General features: G+C 42.7%; 19 protein-coding genes and 1 tRNA gene. 16 read left to right on the top strand and 4 right to left on the bottom strand.

Going from position 1 to position 17,378, the window contains the following annotated elements; translation table 11 throughout:
* Positions 1–8: 8 nt before the first annotated feature.
* Genes hisA through tatC form a run of 8 tightly spaced genes read left to right on the top strand, consistent with a single transcriptional unit; the run spans position 9 to position 4,369 of the window.
* Positions 9–770: a 1-(5-phosphoribosyl)-5-[(5-phosphoribosylamino)methylideneamino]imidazole-4-carboxamide isomerase gene (gene hisA, locus VC178_RS02510; RefSeq protein WP_215381787.1), complete on the top strand. Its 762-nt coding sequence runs from the start codon at positions 9–11 to the stop codon at positions 768–770.
* Complete coding sequence (gene hisF / locus VC178_RS02505; protein WP_215319493.1) at positions 770–1,528, top strand: imidazole glycerol phosphate synthase subunit HisF; 759 nt, start codon at positions 770–772, stop codon at positions 1,526–1,528. Before hisA ends, hisF begins: the two co-directional genes overlap by 1 nt.
* A 25-nt stretch (positions 1,529–1,553) precedes the next feature.
* Complete coding sequence (hisI, locus tag VC178_RS02500; RefSeq protein WP_323481524.1) at positions 1,554–1,976, top strand: phosphoribosyl-AMP cyclohydrolase; 423 nt, start codon at positions 1,554–1,556, stop codon at positions 1,974–1,976.
* Positions 1,977–2,007: 31 nt separating this feature from the next.
* Positions 2,008–2,409, top strand: a complete 402-nt coding sequence (locus VC178_RS02495) for a phosphoribosyl-ATP diphosphatase (RefSeq protein WP_323481523.1) — start codon at positions 2,008–2,010, stop codon at positions 2,407–2,409.
* Between the two features lie 16 nt (positions 2,410–2,425).
* Positions 2,426–2,800: a histidine triad nucleotide-binding protein gene (locus tag VC178_RS02490; RefSeq protein WP_323481522.1), complete on the top strand. Its 375-nt coding sequence runs from the start codon at positions 2,426–2,428 to the stop codon at positions 2,798–2,800.
* 20 nt (positions 2,801–2,820) lie between these two features.
* Positions 2,821–3,042, top strand: coding sequence for a Sec-independent protein translocase subunit TatA (gene tatA, locus VC178_RS02485; RefSeq protein WP_215296145.1), 222 nt, complete (start codon positions 2,821–2,823; stop codon positions 3,040–3,042).
* Between the two features lie 60 nt (positions 3,043–3,102).
* Complete coding sequence (gene tatB / locus VC178_RS02480; RefSeq protein WP_323481521.1) at positions 3,103–3,579, top strand: Sec-independent protein translocase protein TatB; 477 nt, start codon at positions 3,103–3,105, stop codon at positions 3,577–3,579.
* Between the two features lie 13 nt (positions 3,580–3,592).
* On the top strand, positions 3,593–4,369 hold the full coding sequence (tatC, locus tag VC178_RS02475) for a twin-arginine translocase subunit TatC (protein WP_323481520.1): 777 nt from the start codon (positions 3,593–3,595) through the stop codon (positions 4,367–4,369).
* Position 4,370: 1 nt separating this feature from the next.
* Here tatC and VC178_RS02470 read toward each other — a convergent pair whose 3' ends face one another.
* The gene (locus VC178_RS02470) at positions 4,371–5,828 is read right to left on the bottom strand and encodes a sel1 repeat family protein (protein ID WP_323481519.1); all 1,458 of its coding nucleotides are present in this window, start codon (positions 5,826–5,828) and stop codon (positions 4,371–4,373) included.
* 206 nt (positions 5,829–6,034) lie between these two features.
* Between VC178_RS02470 and VC178_RS02465 the strand changes: the two genes are divergently transcribed.
* Positions 6,035–7,405 (top strand): porin, encoded by a 1,371-nt coding sequence (locus tag VC178_RS02465; RefSeq protein WP_323481518.1) that lies wholly within the window; start codon positions 6,035–6,037, stop codon positions 7,403–7,405.
* A gap of 128 nt (positions 7,406–7,533) precedes the next feature.
* On the opposite strand, the gene VC178_RS02460 is transcribed toward VC178_RS02465, so the two are convergent.
* The 3 genes from VC178_RS02460 to mscL form a co-directional block, all read right to left on the bottom strand.
* On the bottom strand, positions 7,534–9,312 hold the full coding sequence (locus VC178_RS02460) for a tetratricopeptide repeat protein (protein ID WP_323481517.1): 1,779 nt from the start codon (positions 9,310–9,312) through the stop codon (positions 7,534–7,536).
* Entirely contained in the window at positions 9,309–11,651 is a 2,343-nt protein-coding gene (locus VC178_RS02455; RefSeq protein ID WP_323481516.1) for a tetratricopeptide repeat protein, read from the bottom strand. The genes VC178_RS02460 and VC178_RS02455 overlap by 4 nt, the downstream gene beginning before the upstream one ends.
* A 61-nt stretch (positions 11,652–11,712) precedes the next feature.
* Positions 11,713–12,135, bottom strand: coding sequence for a large conductance mechanosensitive channel protein MscL (mscL, locus tag VC178_RS02450; protein WP_323481515.1), 423 nt, complete (start codon positions 12,133–12,135; stop codon positions 11,713–11,715).
* A gap of 137 nt (positions 12,136–12,272) precedes the next feature.
* On the opposite strand from mscL, the gene petA reads away from it, so the two are divergent.
* From petA to VC178_RS02415, 7 genes are all read left to right on the top strand, one after another.
* Complete coding sequence (gene petA, locus VC178_RS02445) at positions 12,273–12,875, top strand: ubiquinol-cytochrome c reductase iron-sulfur subunit (protein WP_323481514.1); 603 nt, start codon at positions 12,273–12,275, stop codon at positions 12,873–12,875.
* 10 nt (positions 12,876–12,885) lie between these two features.
* Positions 12,886–14,286 (top strand): cytochrome bc complex cytochrome b subunit, encoded by a 1,401-nt coding sequence (locus VC178_RS02440; RefSeq protein WP_323481513.1) that lies wholly within the window; start codon positions 12,886–12,888, stop codon positions 14,284–14,286.
* A gap of 41 nt (positions 14,287–14,327) precedes the next feature.
* Positions 14,328–15,101 carry a cytochrome c1 gene (locus VC178_RS02435; protein WP_416350522.1) on the top strand — a complete coding sequence of 258 codons (774 nt, stop codon included), beginning with the start codon at positions 14,328–14,330 and terminating at the stop codon, positions 15,099–15,101.
* Positions 15,102–15,194: 93 nt separating this feature from the next.
* Positions 15,195–15,806 (top strand): glutathione S-transferase N-terminal domain-containing protein, encoded by a 612-nt coding sequence (locus VC178_RS02430; RefSeq protein WP_068320223.1) that lies wholly within the window; start codon positions 15,195–15,197, stop codon positions 15,804–15,806.
* Positions 15,807–15,833: 27 nt separating this feature from the next.
* On the top strand, positions 15,834–16,241 hold the full coding sequence (locus tag VC178_RS02425; protein WP_323481512.1) for a ClpXP protease specificity-enhancing factor: 408 nt from the start codon (positions 15,834–15,836) through the stop codon (positions 16,239–16,241).
* A gap of 17 nt (positions 16,242–16,258) precedes the next feature.
* A tRNA-Thr gene (locus tag VC178_RS02420) sits at positions 16,259–16,334 on the top strand.
* Positions 16,335–16,396: 62 nt separating this feature from the next.
* Positions 16,397–17,356, top strand: coding sequence for a hypothetical protein (locus tag VC178_RS02415; protein WP_323481511.1), 960 nt, complete (start codon positions 16,397–16,399; stop codon positions 17,354–17,356).
* Positions 17,357–17,378: the final 22 nt, after the last annotated feature.

The following is a 17,378-nucleotide window of genomic DNA, read 5'->3' as shown; positions in this document are numbered from 1 at the left end:
GTTTCACTATGCTGCTCATCCCTGCAATAGATCTTAAAGACGGCCACTGCGTTCGACTAGAACAAGGTGATATGGACAAAGCCACGGTATTTTCTGAAGATCCAGGGGCTATGGCTGCGCATTGGATTAGCAAAGGCGCGCGACGTTTGCACTTGGTTGATCTGAATGGCGCGTTTGCTGGAAAACTCAAAAATGAGTCCGCTATCAAATCGATTTTGAAAGCAGTCGGAGATGAAATTCCGGTTCAACTTGGTGGTGGTATTCGGGATTTGGAAACAATTGAACGTTTATTGGATGATGGTATTAGCACGGTGATTATTGGTACCGCTGCAGTAAAAAATCCCGGCTTTGTACAGGATGCTTGCACGGCATTTCCTGGACAGGTGATGGTAGGGCTTGACGCTCGCGATGGCAAAGTAGCCACTGATGGTTGGAGCAAGATTACCGGCCATGAAGTAATTGATCTCGCCAAGAAATTTGAAGACTGGGGTGTAGAGGCCATTATCTATACCGACATTGGTCGCGATGGCATGCTCCAAGGCGTTAACATTGAGGCCACGATGAAGCTGGCTCAAGCAATCCGTATTCCAGTGATTGCCAGTGGCGGCCTCTCTAATAACAAAGATATTGAAGCGCTCTGTAAAGCCGAAGAAGAGGGTGTGATGGGCGTGATTGCTGGGCGCTCTATTTATGCTGGTGACCTTGATCTGGCAGCTGCTCAAAAATATGCTGATGAGTTAACACTCAAATACAAAAAGAACATTACCTAGTGTTAACCAAAAGAATTATTCCTTGTTTGGATGTCACAGCAGGGCGCGTTGTTAAAGGAGTGAACTTTGTTGGTTTGCGTGATGCAGGCGATCCTGTAGAAATCGCCAAGCGTTATGACACTCAAGGCGCTGATGAGTTAACTTTCTTAGACATTACCGCGACGTCCGATGGGCGTGATTTGATCCTGCACATTATTGAAGATGTCGCATCACAAGTATTTATTCCGCTTACTGTTGGTGGTGGTGTGCGTGCAGTGGCTGATGTGCGTCGCTTACTTAATGCTGGTGCTGATAAAGTGAGCATCAATTCTTCCGCCATCACTAATCCAGATTTAGTTTCAGATGCGGCAGCCTATTACGGCTCTCAATGCATCGTTGTTGCAATTGATGCCAAACAAACTGAGGCAGGAAATTGGGAAGTGTTTACGCATGGCGGCAGAACCGCTACTGGAATCGATGTGGTGGCATGGGCTATTGAGGTTGCCAAACGCGGTGCTGGAGAAATTCTCCTGACGAGCATGAATCGCGATGGTAGTAAAGATGGTTTTGACTTAGCCCTCACTGCTGCAGTAAGCGATGCGGTGTCCGTTCCAGTAATTGCTTCCGGCGGCGTGGGCAATTTGCAGCATTTGGTTGATGGTATTACCCAAGGTCATGCAGACGCTGTCTTGGCCGCAAGTATTTTTCACTATGGTGAGTACACCGTTGGTCAGGCAAAAGAATATATGGCTGCTCAGGGAATTCCGGTTCGTATTTAAATCAGATTCACGGTAAAGTTTATGTATGAGCGAACTCCATAACAAAACCCAGAGCACCTTTACTCCAATTGAATCCATTCAAGCAGGGTCCTGGCTCGATGCCGTCGCTTGGAATGAGCAAGGCTTGGTTCCAGTGATTGCGCAAGAGTTTGGTAGTAAAGATATCCTGATGATGGCCTGGATGAATCGCGATGCTTTGTTAGCTACTTTGCGTTTAGGCGAGGCTGTCTACTGGACGCGTTCACGTCAAAAACTTTGGCACAAGGGCGAAGAATCTGGCCACACCCAGAGGGTGAAAGAAATTCGCTTGGATTGTGATGGAGACACGATTTTGCTCATTGTTGAGCAAAAAGACGGAATTGCTTGTCATACCGGTGAGCATAGCTGTTTTTTCCAGCAGTGGGACTCAGGTAATTTGACTTGGGTGGACGAGTCCAAGCCAAAATAAAAGTCTTTCATAAAAGACATAAAATGAAGCTATGAGTAGCTCAGTAAATAAACCTTCTAATTTAGATTCTGTATTAGCCCATTTGGCTGATGTGGTGGATCAACGTCGGGATGCGTTTAAGGCCGGCAATGTCGACCCAAAAACCTCTTATACCGCCCTGCTTTTCTCAAAGGGTGATGACGGTATCCTCAAAAAGATTGGCGAGGAAGCAACCGAGGCTGTCATGGCTGCTAAAGATGCGCGTAGCTCAAATATGGCAGCTGAGCAGCAAAAGCTTTTGCTTGGGGAGATGGCGGATCTTTGGTTTCACTGTTTAATTGCGCTGTCCCAGTTCAATTTGCGCCCTGAAGACGTGATTGCTGAGCTTGATCGTCGCCTGGGTACCTCAGGAATTGAAGAAAAAGCCGCCAGAAAAGCAGCGAAGAAGGAATAAGGATGAATAGGAAAAGATGAGCCACGATCCTAATTGCCTATTTTGTAAGATTTCTCAGGGCTTGATTCCGTCCCAAAAGGTGTATGAGGATGAAGAGATCTATGCCTTTAAGGATATTAATCCTGCTGCTCCAGTACATTTTTTAATGATTCCGAAGAAACATATCCCTATGTTGGAGCTGGCGGAAGGCATCGATGCCCCTTTGCTAGGTAGAATGATGGAATTAGCACCTCGTCTTGCCAAAGAGCAGGGTTGCCGACCTGGAAGGGATGGCGGCTTTAGATTGATGGTCAATAACGGGGCAGATGGTGGGCAGGAGGTTTATCACTTGCACTTGCATGTGATGGGCGGTCCGCGTCCCTGGAAAAAGCAAGATAAAGAACAAGTTTAGGAATTCCAAGGAGATTAGAGATGGGTTCATTTAGCATTTGGCATTGGTTAATTGTTTTGGTCATCGTGATGTTGGTATTCGGTACCAAGAAATTGCGCAATATCGGTCAAGATTTGGGCGGTGCTGTTAAGGGATTTAAGGACGGCATGAAGCCATCTGATGAGCCTAAGGAGCAAATCCAGCAAGCTGCTGCATCAACAGAAAAAACTGTGGATGTGCAGGCTAAAGACCTGAATAAATAATTCACATCATTTGTTCATAGCGCAAAGAGAAATCGTGCGGTCCTCATTTAGCTCCCTAAGATGATTGATTTAGGGGTTTCAAAACTTGCGCTGATTGCAGTTGTAGCTCTGGTGGTGGTTGGTCCAGAGCGCTTGCCAAAAGTAGCTCGTATGGCTGGTAATTTATTTGGTCGTGCGCAACGTTATATGGCAGACCTTAAGTCTGAAGTAAATCGGCAGATGGAAGTTGAGGAATTTAAAAAGTTCCGCGAAGAAAGTGCATCTGCTTTAAAAGAAGTTGAAAACAGTATTAGCTCGGTAGCTAGCGAAGCAAATGCAAATCTCACAGATCAGGCGGATATTTTTGAAACCAATTTTGAGAAGTTGCCTCTTGATGAAAGAGCTGTTTTAGATAAGACTAAGCGGCAGGGGCGCAATAGCTGGGGCGTTAGGCGCTCAGCAAGGCCTATTTGGTTTAAACGTTCGGCTGGCTTACGCACTCGTGTGCAATCTGGTGCCGCAAGAATGAAGCGCTTTCATCATAGTGCTGGCAAATAAAAATTAGATTGGCATGACAGAAAATAACCCTACCGAAGATTCAGGCTTGCAAGAATCTTTTCTATCGCATTTATTTGAACTGCGTGATCGTGTCATCAAGTCTGCATTAGCGATTATTGTGGTGTTTGTTTGTTTGGTTTATTGGGCGCCAGATATTTTTCATCTGTTTTCGCAGCCGCTGCTTGATTCATTACCTGCGGGCGGAAAGATGATTGTGACGGATGTAACGGGCTCTTTCTTTGTACCCATGAAGGTCACGATGTTGGTGGCTTTTATCATTGCCTTGCCGATAGTCATTTATCAACTATGGGCTTTTATTGCCCCTGGTCTATATCAACATGAGCGCAAGTTGGTTGTTCCATTGGTCGTGAGTAGCTATAGCCTATTTATCTTTGGTATGGCATTTGCCTATTTCTTAGTATTTCCAACTGTGTTTAATTTTATGGCTAGTTATAACGCCCCGTTAGGCGCAGAGATGTCTACCGATATCGATAAGTACCTTGGTTTTGCTATGAACACTTTCTTAGCGTTTGGTATTACCTTTGAAGTTCCGGTAGTAGTTGTCGTTTTAGTTCGTATGGGTATTGTCTCTTTGGCAAAATTGAAAGAGATTAGACCCTACGTGATTGTTGGCGCTTTTGTTATCTCTGCAGTAGTGACTCCGCCAGATGTGTTATCCCAGTTATTGCTAGCAGTGCCCATGACCCTGCTGTATGAGTTAGGTTTATTAGTTGCACGCCTCTATGTACCCAAACCTTCTCAGGAAGATGAGAATAAGGTAGCTAATTAAGCTAGTTAAGTATAGGTTTGGTTTTCAGATTTTTAGAAAACGTTGTGTTTAACCAGTTGGTCACTTGATCAAAGCGATAACGTCTCTGGCGTAAATTGCCCTCAATATTTATATCAGCACTAGCAAAAATTTTTCCAGCAGCTAGCAGAGCACGTCGTTGCTGAATCGTTTCAATTTGAATCAATCTTGGCAATATCTTAGGAAGTTCCCAGCGAATATCCACCACCACGCAATGCTCATGCTGAAGTTGGCTGATTTCGGATAGCAATAATTCTGCTTTACTAAGGTTAAATTGATTGGCAATGATGATGCGGTGACAAAGCATTAGCCAGTCAAGATCTAATTTATGTTCCGCATGATAATTGATCGCATGATCTGCGTATTGAGCAAGCAGATACCAATCATTTTTCCTGGGATCAGGGCAGCTAACCAATATTTTGCATAGCAATTCTTTTGCCTCAGCGACACCTTGTTGATGTGCTTGCCAAACCCAATAGGATGCTTGTAAGCCGCGAACTTTTTCTTCGATCTTTTCGCGTTTTCGCCAGAGATTTGCACCTTTGCGGAGTTGAGCTTTTGCGTGGCCAAGATCTGCGGCACGATCAAAACAGCGATCACTCTCTGCAGCGCTATATCCAGAAAATTGTGGGCGACGATATATTTCGCCCAGTGCATACCAGGCATCGCGATCACCATCTTTAGCGGCAAGTTCTATCCAGTACACTGCTTTTTTAAGAGATGCATTTGACTTGCTATCTTTATTTCCATCGAATTGAGCGAGGCGTAAACCCAAAGTGAGTTTCGCAGCTGTTAAACCTAATTGAGCAGCCTGAGCTAAGGCATATTCATTCTGGCTGTCTAACCATGAATTCCATAGCGAGGAAAGAGCCTCATTTTTGGGTTGTAGTTTAATGAGTAAATCATTGGCTTGGTTTTCAAACTCAGAGCTTCCATCTGCTAGTTCTTGTAAATATTGCCGAGCAATTGTTTGAAGTCCATTGAAATCCAAGTTGGATAATTTTTCGCTTGATAGGCTTACTAATTTCTTTCCAAACCAATCCATCAGTTGTGATTGAATTGCTTGATTATTGGGGTTGATAAGTAGGTCTACAAGTTGCCACTTAGCTGCAATAGTTGAGCTTGACTCTGTTTTAGCTTCCGCGAGTTGCCAAAAAGACTCCCAGCCAAAATGAAATGATGCGGAATTAAAGGTCTGCGCTAATGGAACATTTGATATCTTCGTCAATACACGAGTAATTTCTTCGGCACTTGAGAGGCCTTCCTGAGTCACTTGATTCTTTAAGGAAAAATAGGATTTTTCCAGCCAAATCAAAGCATTAGCAGGTTGAATGGGGGTTTTAAATGCACCGGTAAGGTATGCATCAGCCAACTTTTGTTGCGCCAATACATCACCAAGACGCGCTGAGTGGAGGATTTTTAAGAATTCACGACTTGCCATATGACAATTTTGGCATCTGGGGTGTTGAAAAGACAGAAATTGTAGCCATTGTTGCCGAGATACAACGAAGAAAGCCAAAAAACTACCTTTTGACAAGCAAAAAGAGCTCATAAATACCCTTACCCCCAGTCCACTAAGCGTAAGGGTGGAGAATTCATTAGTCCCAAATTTTTGGGCATTATCTTTAATTTATGGAGATTTACAGAATGAAAAAATCGCTATTTGCAGTTGCAGCTTTGTCGGCTATTGCTGGCGCTGCTCAAGCTCAGTCCAGCGTAACCGTATACGGTATTTTGGACATGGGTTATGTTGGTTCCAACAATACCTTGAATTCATCATCCTACACAAGCGCTGGTGCTCCATCAGCAACCAACTCTAACGGTAACGTTAAAGTCCAAAATAGCGCATTTGCAGCAAGCGCTGAACAAACCAGCCGTTTAGGTTTTAAGGGCACTGAAGATTTGGGCGGCGGTAAATCTGCATTCTTCACAGCGGAATTCCAGCTTTACCCAGCGGATCAAACATTATCTGGCAACAGCAATACTGGCTTATTAAATCGCCAAACATTTGTTGGTTTGAAGCAAAATGGTGTCGGTCAGTTTGCATTGGGTACTCAATACACGCCAATTCATAATGCTGTTGGCGCTACTGACCCTGGTCAGCAGAACAACGTTGCCGGTAACGTGATTTATGCTGCCTCTACTGGTCCCGCATCATCCACAAACGGTGATGTAGGTAAATCAATTGCACAGACCAATGGAGTTGCTTACACCGTTCGTACAGCCAATACATTGACCGCTTCGACTGACAATATCGCAGGCTTCAAGCTTAATGCGATGTACACATTAAACAATCAAAATGCGACTGTTGTTTCGAGCTCTTCTGGTGGTAATACCAACGCAAACGGCTGGGGTTTAGGTCTTGATTACACTTGGAATAAGTTGTTTGTAACTGCAAACACACAACAATTGCGCCAAGTAACCACTGTTACCCAAAACTACAACACAAGCACTGGATCAGGCTATGGTATCTCTGGCTCTGGTGCAGCTGCTATTGCTACAGGTTGGAATCCATGGAGCCAAGCTGGTGGCGCTATTGTTAACGGTACTTCTGGTACGGGCTACAACACCAGCGGAACTCAGCTAGCTGCTCCCTTAAACGTACAGGACAACCAAACTTATGTTGGTGCTACCTATGACTTCGGTATCTTGAAGGCATACGGAAGCTGGATTTCTAGAAAAGCCAATGACGTTTCAAACTCCAGCTACTTCCTCAAGCGCTCTGCTGAGCAGATTGGTGTACGTAGCTACATCACTCCAACAATCGAAGGTTGGGCGTCTGCTGGTTTAGGCCGTTATACAGCCGCTGGCAATAACAACCCAACCATGAACTTTAGCGCATGGCAGTTGGGTTCTAATTACTGGTTGAGCAAACGTACTAACCTGTATGCTATCTATGGTTATTCTTCAACCAGCACTGCAGCTGTTGCTACAGTTAGCACTGCTGGCACTACTTCAACAGCAACAGTTAGCGGCAACTTGAGCAACTACGCTATTGGTGTACGCCATACATTCTAATGATGAGCTAGCATAAGCTGGCACACATAGAAAGCAGTAAAAGTAAAGCCCGCTAGATTTTTCTAGCGGGCTTTTTCTTTGGCTTTAACATTGTTATCAGACTTGGGATTGATCATTTCTGTCGATGATTAAATTAAAATATCATCTAGTGGGCTATCAGAAAATGAAAGTTTATAAATGCGTTTGTAGGCTTCTTCGAGATTTTTGACAAATGAGGGAGTGTCAAATAGTGGAGCAGATTGACGATTTGTGTTTAATTTATTTTTTATTTGACTAAGTTTTTGAGGATTCCGTGCAAGGTCAATAGCCAAGTCCTCATACTCTTGGCTAGTTTGGGTAATTAACTCAGGCAAGTGGGCCGCGTTAAGGATGCTGGCGCACATTCTTCCGGCAAAAGTATTACCGCTTAATGTTAGAACTGGAAGGCCTGACCAAAGTGCATCACTTGCTATTGTTCCAGAATTGTAAGGAAGGGTATCGAGGAATAGATCGCAAACCTTGAAACGCGCAAGATAGAGATGTTTTGGGAGCCTGCCGCCGAATACTAACCTGGTGGAATCAAGGCCTCTATTTTCTGCTTCAAGTCGTAAATTCTGCTTGACGTCTTCATTATCAGCATATAAAAATAAAACGCTACTCTCAACGTTTTTTAATATACGTATCCAAGAATCAAAGGTGGTGGGTGTAATTTTATAGCTATTATTAAAGCAGCAAAAAACAAAATTTGAGTCCTGCAGCCCCAGCTCCTTACGTGTGAATAAATAATCGCTCACTACCCTTCTTGTATTGGCTTGATAGCTTGGCAGGCAAATTATCTTTTCGCAATAATATTGATATGAAGTCCTCGGAAGAATGATGCGATCGGCAATGATATAGTCAATAAAGTTACAACCCATGGTTCCTAAGTACCCCAAATAGCTAATTTGGATTGGGGCAGCCCGAAACGCAAATACTTTAGTGCGTGATTTGTTTGTAAATCCCCCAAGATCTACTGCAATATCGATTTTTAAATCATTACTCATTTGAGCAATTGCCTGATCGTCGAGTTCTTCACAGTCAATAAAATGATCAAAAGCCTTCTCAAGACGTTTTCGAACTGCGCTTTGGTCAGACTTGCTTAAGGAAAATGCGAAGACCTCAAATACATTCCGATCATGTAATTCAAATAGCTCTGTTGTTAACACTGCTATAGCATGATCAATGAGATCAGAGGAAAAATAGCCAATACGTATCTTGGAGTTTTTACTTCGGAAACGAAATGATTCCTTAGTTGTGCTAGCAAAAGAAAATTGATCCTGTACCCATGTTTTTGCAGCTTTCAATTGCAAGTTTTCTGATGAGCATATGGATAAAGTTGGAAAAGGGTGCGTTACTTTTCCCCCTGATATAATTTTTTTGTTCAACTCATTCGTTAATTCATTAAACCTGGTCCAGTCGCATATCGTGCTCTTGGTTTCAATTAAGGTTCCAAGCAAGCAATTAAAGTTTGGGTTTAGCCCATGGGCTTTTTCAAATGCAATAATAGCTTCAGGGTAGCGCTTCAGCGCGTTCAAAACAACGCCTTGGTTGTGCCAGCCCTCCGCATACTTAGGATTAATTTTGATAGCTTTAGCAAAATATGTAATTGCGTGTTGAAAATTTTTACGCTCTTTTTCAATAAGACCGAGATTAAGATAGCCTTGAAAATTTTCGGGATCGAGAGCAATCGATTGGTTAGCAAGTCTTATTGCGTCATCTAATTTCTTCAGATGAATTTTAGTGACCGATAGATTGGTAATAGTGGAGACTCGATCTGGCAAAAGTCTTAGAGATTTCTCAAAATAGTCGTTTGCCTGCTCATAACTTTTTGATTCGAGACTTTCGATGCCCTTGAGAAAGCAGGATTTAGCTTCTTCGAAAATACTCATGCGTTCAACGAGTTATTGAGAGTGTTAATGTACAAATTTTCAATGTCCTTGGCAAAAAGTTGGGGATTAAACAAGGGGGAGCACTTCTTATTTTCCATTAGTCTAGTTCTTAACTGATTCAATTCTTTGGGATTATTGGCAAGAGAGACTGCGAGATTTTCATATTCTTCGGGGGAATTCGTAATCAGGTCTTTTAGCCCTATTGCAGTTAGAAGACTTGTAGATACCCGTCCAGCAAAGCTTGATCCATGAAGTGTGAGAACCGGTAGGCCTGACCACAGCGCATCACTTGCTGTGGTGTGAGCATTGTAGGGAATTGTGTCAAGAAATAAATCTGCAAGATGATGTCTTGCTAAATGTTCTGATAGCGGTATCAGCTTTGCAAAGATAAGCCGGCCCGCCTTAATACCTAATGATTCAGCATGTAGCTGTAAATTTTTTGCAGCAAATTCATTGTCCTCAAACAGCCACAGCACACTATTTGGAACACGTTTGAGAATATTCATCCACGTTTTAAAGGTATCTGGACTGATCTTGTAATTGTTATTAAAACAACAATAAACAAAGCCCTCATCTGGTAAGCCAAATTCAGAACGAGTAAATTGCTTGCTAGAAATTTCACGTTTCGAGTCATTAACTTGATAACAATTAGGCAGATATAAAACTTTTTCTGTATAGAAGTGTTGAGATTCCTCAGGAATGACAACCCTATCAGCAATGATGTAGTCAATATAGTCAGCACCCATTGTGCCCGGATACCCTAAATAGCTTATTTGAATTGGGGCGGCACGATTTGCAAAAATACCTGGGCGACTATCAAGGGTAAATCCTTTGAGGTCAACCGCTATTTGAATCCCAAAATCCCTCGAGATATTTGCAATTTCAATATCTGATTTTTCGCCAACGTAAATAAAGTGATCAAATGCAGAAGAAATTCTTATCTGCATTTCGTCTTTTTTATTGGGGCCAAAAGAGAATGCAAAAAGCTCAAAATTTTCTTTATCATGTAGCTCAAAGAGCTCTGCCATTAAATAGCCAGTGGCATGATTATGGAAATCAGCAGAATAATACCCAAGTTTAATTTTTCCATTTTGATTTGTGATTGTAGATGACTGGGATAACAGATTGCTTGGGTAAAGGGAATTTATGTAATTTATAGCAGCCTTGCGATGTAGGGTTTCATCTCCTGTGAGGGAAAGCAAGGTGAATGGGGTTACTGCTACTTTGTCAGAATCAATTGTTTTGTGTAGGGAATTTATGTTTTGAGAAAAGCTTTTCCAATTACAAATTTGCATTTTTGTACCCAGTAACAGTCCTTGTAGGGCTTTGTAATCAGGAGAAATTTTATAAGCACTCTCAAGTGCGGGAATTGCCTCATCAAAGCGCTTCAAGTGAACTAATGTTTGCCCCAAATTAACCAGAGCCTCAGGATTGAGTGGTTGAATTTGTATTGCCTTCTCAAAACAATACAATGCCTCTGAATGGCGTTTAAGTTCTAACAATATTGCTCCTTTATTATTCCAGGCTGCTGAATTGTTAGGAATTAATTCGTTTATAGCTGACAGTGTTTTTATTGCCTCATCAAATTTTCTCAAGTGCATTAGGGTCACTGCTTTGTTAATTGATCCTTCAACATAGTCATTCTTTAAAGAAAGGGCCCTATCAAAGGCTAACAAAGCTTCCTCATGCCGAACCAAATTTGTTAACGCAATTCCCTTATTATTAAAGGCTGCAAAGTAGTTTGGTTTAAGCCCAAGTGCTTTATCAAAACAATTGATCGCGTCAAGATATTTTTCTTGTTCCATGAGGGCGATACCTTGATTGTATAAAGGCTCTGCAAACAATGGATTCAATGACAGTGCTATTGCATATGCTTCAAGAGCCTCATCAATTTGACCAAGCTCTTTCAGTATCGCTCCTTTATTATTCCAAGCTTCAGCGTTATTCTGATTAAATTGAATGACTTTTTCAATTGCATTCAGGGCTTGCGGAAATTTCTTTGCATTCGCCAAGCTTTTGCTATAGTTGATCCATACATTGATATTATTAGGGTCAAGTTTTATTAATTTTTCATGTACCAAGATTGCTTCAATTTCTTCTCCAGAATCTGATAAAACTTTTGCTAAGTTGTATAGCAAACTTAGGTCATTTGGATTCAGTTTTGAAGCCTTTTTTAGAAGCTTGGAGGCCTCTGTAAAGCTTCCTTGAGTCGCCTTGATAAGCCCTAGAATTTGCAATGCTGGCGGGTTTGACGGGTTTAAGCCAAGAATTTGGTTTAGTAATCGTTCTGCTTCAGGAAGTTTGCCAGACTGAAAGTGATGGATTGCTTGATTAAGCATGGTTATTAGTTGGGGGTTCATAGACCATCACAGTTTCAATTATTTAATTATTTTCCTAGGCTTACTTTTTCAGACTATTCCTGATTTCTCTCAAGAGCACAATATCTTCGGGGGTAGATGGAGCGGGCGCCGCATCCACCATACGTATTTTGTTGACCACCTTGACCATCTGAAAGATGACTAATGCCAAGAGGATGAAATTAATGGAAATGGTGATGAAATTCCCATATGCAAAGATAGGTACGCCAGCTTTTTTAAGGGCATCAAAAGTTTTTGGAACACCTTCTGGAATATGCCCTAGAACAATAAATAGATTGGTGAAATCAATATGACCGCCTAAAAGAGTTGAAACCACCGGCATAACAATGTCGTTAACCAATGAATCTACAATTTTCCCGAAAGCCCCGCCAATAATGACACCTACTGCTAAATCGATCACATTGCCCTTGACTGCAAAGTCCCGAAATTCCTCTAAAACAGCCATAATTACTTCCCTTTTTGTCTAAATCCTGATTAACCAGAGATTAACCCCATAACTTCCGTGCTTACCCCACTTTTTACTTTAAAATACCTTGTTTGAGCAATTTCCACCCTTAAATACCCTTTCTAGGAATTTTGTAAATGAGTGACAAGCCCAGTATGGACAAGGATCGTCGCACCTGGCTAATCGCCACATCGGCGGTTGGTGGTGTAGGCGCAGCCGCAGCCCTTTACCCTTTTGTTGATAGTTTTGAGCCTTCCGAGCGTGCCAAGGCTGCTGGTGCAGCGGTTGAGATCGATATTTCCGGTATGAAGCCAGATGAGATGAGAACTGCTGAGTGGCGCGGTAAGCCAGTTTGGGTAGTGCGTCGCACTCCTGAGCAAGTTGCTGAATTATCCAAAATTGATGGTGAATTGGCCGACCCAGATTCTTTGCGCAACCCAGCGCAATTAACCCCTGAATATGCTCAAAACCAATGGCGTTCAATCAAGCCTGAGTACTTTGTAGTCGTGGGCATTTGTACTCATTTAGGGTGCTCTCCATCTGCTAAGTTTGAAGCAGGTGCACAGCCTTCTCTACCAAATACCTGGCCAGGAGGTTACCTTTGCCCCTGTCACGGCTCAACCTTTGATATGGCAGGCCGTGTATACAAAAATAAACCAGCCCCAGATAACCTTGAAGTACCGCCACATATGTATTTGAGCGATACCAAGATTCTGATTGGCGACGATAAGAAGGCCTAAGGAGAGATAAATGGCATTTCAAGAAAAAGTGGTTCCAGCTGATGCATCGGCTGCCCAAAAGGTGATGGCCTGGATCGACTCCAGGTTGCCAGTGACAGAAGCCTTTAAAAGGCATATGAGTGAATACTATGCCCCTAAAAATTTAAATTTTTTCTACATCTTTGGGGCCTTAGCTATCGTGGTTTTGGCGATTCAGATCATTACCGGTATTTTCCTGGTGATGAACTATAAGCCTGATGCCGCCAAAGCATTTGAGTCGGTTGAGTACATAATGCGTGAAGTTCCATTTGGATGGTTGATTCGCTATATGCATTCGACTGGCGCTTCCATGTTCTTCGTGGTGGTATACATGCACATGTTCCGTGGCTTGATCTATGGTTCCTATCGAAAGCCGCGTGAGCTCATTTGGATTTTCGGTTGCGCAATTTTCTTGTGCTTAATGGGTGAGGCCTTCTTCGGCTATTTGCTACCATGGGGACAAATGTCTTATTGGGGTGCTCAAGTGATTGTGAACTTGTTCTCCGCGATTCCACTGATTGGGCCAGATCTTTCCTTGTGGTTGCGTGGCGATTACGTAGTGGGTGACGCCACCCTAAATCGCTTCTTCGCATTTCACGTAATCGCCATTCCATTAGTGTTGATTGGCTTGGTAGCAGCGCACATTCTGGCCCTACATGAAGTGGGCTCAAACAATCCAGACGGTGTTGAGATTAAGAATAATCTTGATGCTGAAGGTCATCCAGTTGATGGCATTCCATTTCATCCTTTTTACAGCGTGCACGATGTGATGTATCTTGGCGGTTTCTTGATCATTTTTGCTTCAATTGTTTTCTTTGCACCGGAAATGGGTGGATATTTCTTAGAAGCTAATAACTTCATACCGGCAAACCCATTTGTAACCCCTTCGCACATTGCGCCAGTTTGGTATTTCACGCCTTTCTACTCTATGTTGCGCGCTACTACGACAAACTTCTTGCTGCCTTTATGGATCTTTTTAGCAGTCATTCTTGGAATGTTCTCCACAAAGTCCAAAGATATTAAGATTAAAGGCGCTTGTGTTGCCATTGCAGCTGTTTTAGCTGCTACCTTTTACATGCTTGATGCAAAATTCTGGGGTGTGGTGATTATGGGTGGATCTGTTGTGATTATGTTCTTCTTGCCTTGGTTAGATCACTCACCGGTTAAATCGATTCGCTACCGTCCACAATTCCATAAATATATCTATGGAATTTTCGTGGTCACTTTTGTGATCTTGGGTTATTTGGGCATTCAGCCACCATCACCAGTATTTGAAAAGATTTCTCAGATCTGTACTATTTATTATCTGGGCTTCTTCTTGGCGATGCCGTTCTGGAGCAAGCTTGGCACCTTTAAGCCAGTTCCAAACCGCGTTACTTTTGAAGCTCATTAATTCACGCCTGAGATATCAGCTAAGAGAAATTAGGAACTAGTATGAAACGAATTCTGCAAATTTTGATGGGCATCTGCCAAGTAACGGCATTAGTTACTGCCCTTGTTTTTAGTGTGAATGCCAATGCAAATGAAGGTGGCTTTCCATTAGATGCTGCCCCTAACCGGGTTAGCAGTAATGCCTCTTTGCAAAATGGTGCGAAGATATTTGTAAATTATTGCTTGAACTGTCATGCGGCTGCGAGCATGCGATATAACCGCTTGCGTGATATTGGCTTGACCGACCAACAAATTAAAGATAATCTAATTTTGACTGATGCAAAGGTCGGCGATTTGATGACTATTGCCATGACTCCAAAAGAAGGTAAGGCTTATTTCGGTAAGACGCCGCCAGATCTCTCTGTTGAGGCTCGAGCGCGTGGTACTGATTGGCTTTATACCTACTTTCGCACCTTTTATAAAGATGACACTACTCAAACCGGTTGGAATAATTTGGTGTATCCAAACGTTGGCATGCCTCACGTCCTATGGCAATTACAAGGTGAGCGGGCTGCCAAGTTTGAAGAGCGCAAAGATCCGCATGACGAAGGTAGAATTGAAAAAGCCTTTGTTGGGTTTGAGCAGTTGACTCCAGGCACTATGAAGCCACAAGAGTATGACGACAACATTGCTGATTTGGTTGCATTTTTGTCTTGGATGGCTGAGCCTGTTCAGCTAGAGCGCAAGCGCCTTGGCGTAGTGGTTCTCCTGTTCTTAGCTATCTTCACCATCTTGGCGTGGCGCTTGAATAAAGCCTACTGGAAAGATGTGCACTAGAAATTAGATGGGATTTAAACTTCATCTAAAAGTGAAAGCCGCCAGTTGTAGTGCGTTTGTTTTATTGAAGTGGAAATTTAAGGAAATAAATTTATGATGGTGTTGTACTCGGGCACTAATTGCCCATTCTCGCAACGCTGCCGTTTGGTGCTTTTTGAAAAAGGCATGGATTTTGAAATCCGCGATGTCGACTTGTTTAATAAACCTGAAGATATTTCAGTGATGAACCCCTATGGCCAGGTGCCAATATTGGTAGAGCGAGATTTAATTTTGTATGAGTCAAATATCATCAATGAATATATTGATGAGCGCTTCCCTCATCCTCAATTGATGCCCCCCGATCCAGTTGCTCGCGCACGTGCTCGCCTCTTCCTTTTCAATTTTGAGAAAGAACTCTTTGTTCATGTTGCTGCTTTAGAAAATGAAAAAGGTAAGGCGGCTGAAAAAGTTCATGAGAAAGCGCGTTTAGCAATTCGTGACCGCTTAACTCAGTTAGCACCAATTTTCGTCAAGAATAAGTACATGCTCGGTGATGAATTTTCCATGCTTGATGTAGCAATTGCGCCGTTGTTGTGGCGTCTTGAGCACTATGGTATAGATCTTTCTCGTAATGCTGCAGCCCTCTTGAAGTATGCTGAGCGTATTTTCAGCAGACCTGCCTATATTGAAGCCTTGACTCCTTCAGAAAAGGTAATGCGCCGCTAAGCAATCCTAGCGGTTCATTTGGTCGGCATGTCTGACGTTCCAAGCAATAAGCCTTATCTAATCCGTGCTCTTCATCAGTGGTGTACGGATTTTGGTTTTACACCTTTCATAGCAGTTTTTGTTGATGCCAGAGTCGAAGTACCCATGGAGTTCGTAAAGAATGATGAGATCGTTTTGAATCTCTCCTTAGAGGCCTGCCATCAGCTGCAAATGGAAAATGATTGGATTAGTTTTCAGGCAAGATTTGGCGGGGTTCCCAAGAAAATCATGGTTCCCGTAAGTCACGTTCTGGCAATTTATGCCAGAGAGAATGGTCAGGGTATGTCATTCCCGTTTGATCCAGGCCAGATTCCGGATTTGCATCTAGCAGATCCGCTAGATAGGACATCTGAAAAGCCAAAAACTAGCAGACCATCCTTGAAGATTGTCAAATAGGCTAAAATAACACATGTGCCCCTTTAGCTCATCTGGTAGAGCAACTGATTTGTAATCAGTAGGTGGTCTGTTCGAGTCGGACAAGGGGCACCACTGTAATGCGTCTACTATTAGGTGTCGGGCGCTAGCCCTGAATCAATAACCAATAAGTTCAAATGATGGCTTTTGAGAAATCTCCGGATTACTACCTCCAAGCCCTATTTAAGGCTAACCAATCAAAGAGTGCAGAGACATTATTTCATCGCGTTGAGCATGCCGGATTTGGCGCGATTACCTCTAGGTTGATGACGGGCTTAAATATTTCTTTAGCGTTGGATGCCAATTATTCTTATTTGATAGACTCGCCATATGTTGTTGAAGAAATGTTCGACATCGGAGTCAAACAATCCATAGAGATAGCAAAGCATCAAGAACTTATTGAGTGGGACTTTATGCGGGATACATGGAATGCGCAACCCCAAATCAAGGCGGATCATCAATATCCAGCATCGCCAATAAAGGAGTGTGCCGAATTATCAAGACATCAATGGTGTGCGGTGCTAGCACAAGCAATTTGTGGGGCGCCCAGTGCAACTCTATACAAAGAAATCGATGCCCTAAAAAATCGCATTCACTGGAATTCTTATGATGTTCACATTGGCTTACATGTTCGCAGGGGAGATAAAAATTCAGAATGCCCATATGTTCCTAATGAGTCGTACCTGCGGGAGGTTAGAGGTTTGATTTTCAAAAACCCACAGAAAAAAATACTAGTTTTTTTATCAAGTGATGACCCTAATGCTATTGAGCACATTCAGACTGGTTTGATTGGGGTTGATGTGCGCTGGGATGACTGCGAAGCTAGATACAATAATTTTAATGCGGGGATGGTGGCCGCTAACCCAGAATTAGCTCTGCAGGAAAGTATTACTGCAGCCAAGAATATCTCGTTACTCGGCGAGTGCAATTATGTAATTGGAATGAGGCATGCCCAATTTACTTGGCTCGGAGGCTTATTGGCAGTTTTCAATCATGGATTGGACGCGAGTATACACATTATGCTTGACCCTTACACAGGATTTCGCAGTCATTGGGCTATTCTTTATGGCTTTCCCCTTAGTACACTATTACTTTAACCAAACTCAATAACTGTTAACT

The organism is Polynucleobacter sp. AP-Sanab-80-C2 (genome assembly GCF_035012965.1).
GTDB lineage: Bacteria > Pseudomonadota > Gammaproteobacteria > Burkholderiales > Burkholderiaceae > Polynucleobacter.
The sequence above is the reverse complement of the archived record's forward strand: the minus strand, read 5'-3'. Positions and strand labels throughout refer to the sequence as shown.

Bases quoted from the DNA above. Each gene is read 5' to 3' on its own strand.
- VC178_RS02455 (WP_323481516.1), bottom strand. From the start codon at position 11,651: ATGCTTAATCAAGCAATCCATCACTTTCAGTCTGGCAAACTTCCTGAA.
- VC178_RS02425 (WP_323481512.1), top strand. From the start codon at position 15,834: ATGTCTGACGTTCCAAGCAATAAGCCTTATCTAATCCGTGCTCTTCAT.
- mscL (WP_323481515.1), bottom strand. From the start codon at position 12,135: ATGGCTGTTTTAGAGGAATTTCGGGACTTTGCAGTCAAGGGCAATGTG.
- VC178_RS02460 (WP_323481517.1), bottom strand. From the start codon at position 9,312: ATGAGTATTTTCGAAGAAGCTAAATCCTGCTTTCTCAAGGGCATCGAA.
- hisA (WP_215381787.1), top strand. From the start codon at position 9: ATGCTGCTCATCCCTGCAATAGATCTTAAAGACGGCCACTGCGTTCGA.
- VC178_RS02415 (WP_323481511.1), top strand. From the start codon at position 16,397: ATGATGGCTTTTGAGAAATCTCCGGATTACTACCTCCAAGCCCTATTT.
- tatB (WP_323481521.1), top strand. From the start codon at position 3,103: ATGATTGATTTAGGGGTTTCAAAACTTGCGCTGATTGCAGTTGTAGCT.
- hisI (WP_323481524.1), top strand. From the start codon at position 1,554: ATGAGCGAACTCCATAACAAAACCCAGAGCACCTTTACTCCAATTGAA.
- petA (WP_323481514.1), top strand. From the start codon at position 12,273: ATGAGTGACAAGCCCAGTATGGACAAGGATCGTCGCACCTGGCTAATC.
- tatC (WP_323481520.1), top strand. From the start codon at position 3,593: ATGACAGAAAATAACCCTACCGAAGATTCAGGCTTGCAAGAATCTTTT.
- VC178_RS02470 (WP_323481519.1), bottom strand. From the start codon at position 5,828: ATGGCAAGTCGTGAATTCTTAAAAATCCTCCACTCAGCGCGTCTTGGT.
- VC178_RS02440 (WP_323481513.1), top strand. From the start codon at position 12,886: ATGGCATTTCAAGAAAAAGTGGTTCCAGCTGATGCATCGGCTGCCCAA.
- VC178_RS02430 (WP_068320223.1), top strand. From the start codon at position 15,195: ATGATGGTGTTGTACTCGGGCACTAATTGCCCATTCTCGCAACGCTGC.
- VC178_RS02490 (WP_323481522.1), top strand. From the start codon at position 2,426: ATGAGCCACGATCCTAATTGCCTATTTTGTAAGATTTCTCAGGGCTTG.
- VC178_RS02495 (WP_323481523.1), top strand. From the start codon at position 2,008: ATGAGTAGCTCAGTAAATAAACCTTCTAATTTAGATTCTGTATTAGCC.
- tatA (WP_215296145.1), top strand. From the start codon at position 2,821: ATGGGTTCATTTAGCATTTGGCATTGGTTAATTGTTTTGGTCATCGTG.
- VC178_RS02435 (WP_416350522.1), top strand. From the start codon at position 14,328: ATGAAACGAATTCTGCAAATTTTGATGGGCATCTGCCAAGTAACGGCA.
- VC178_RS02465 (WP_323481518.1), top strand. From the start codon at position 6,035: ATGAAAAAATCGCTATTTGCAGTTGCAGCTTTGTCGGCTATTGCTGGC.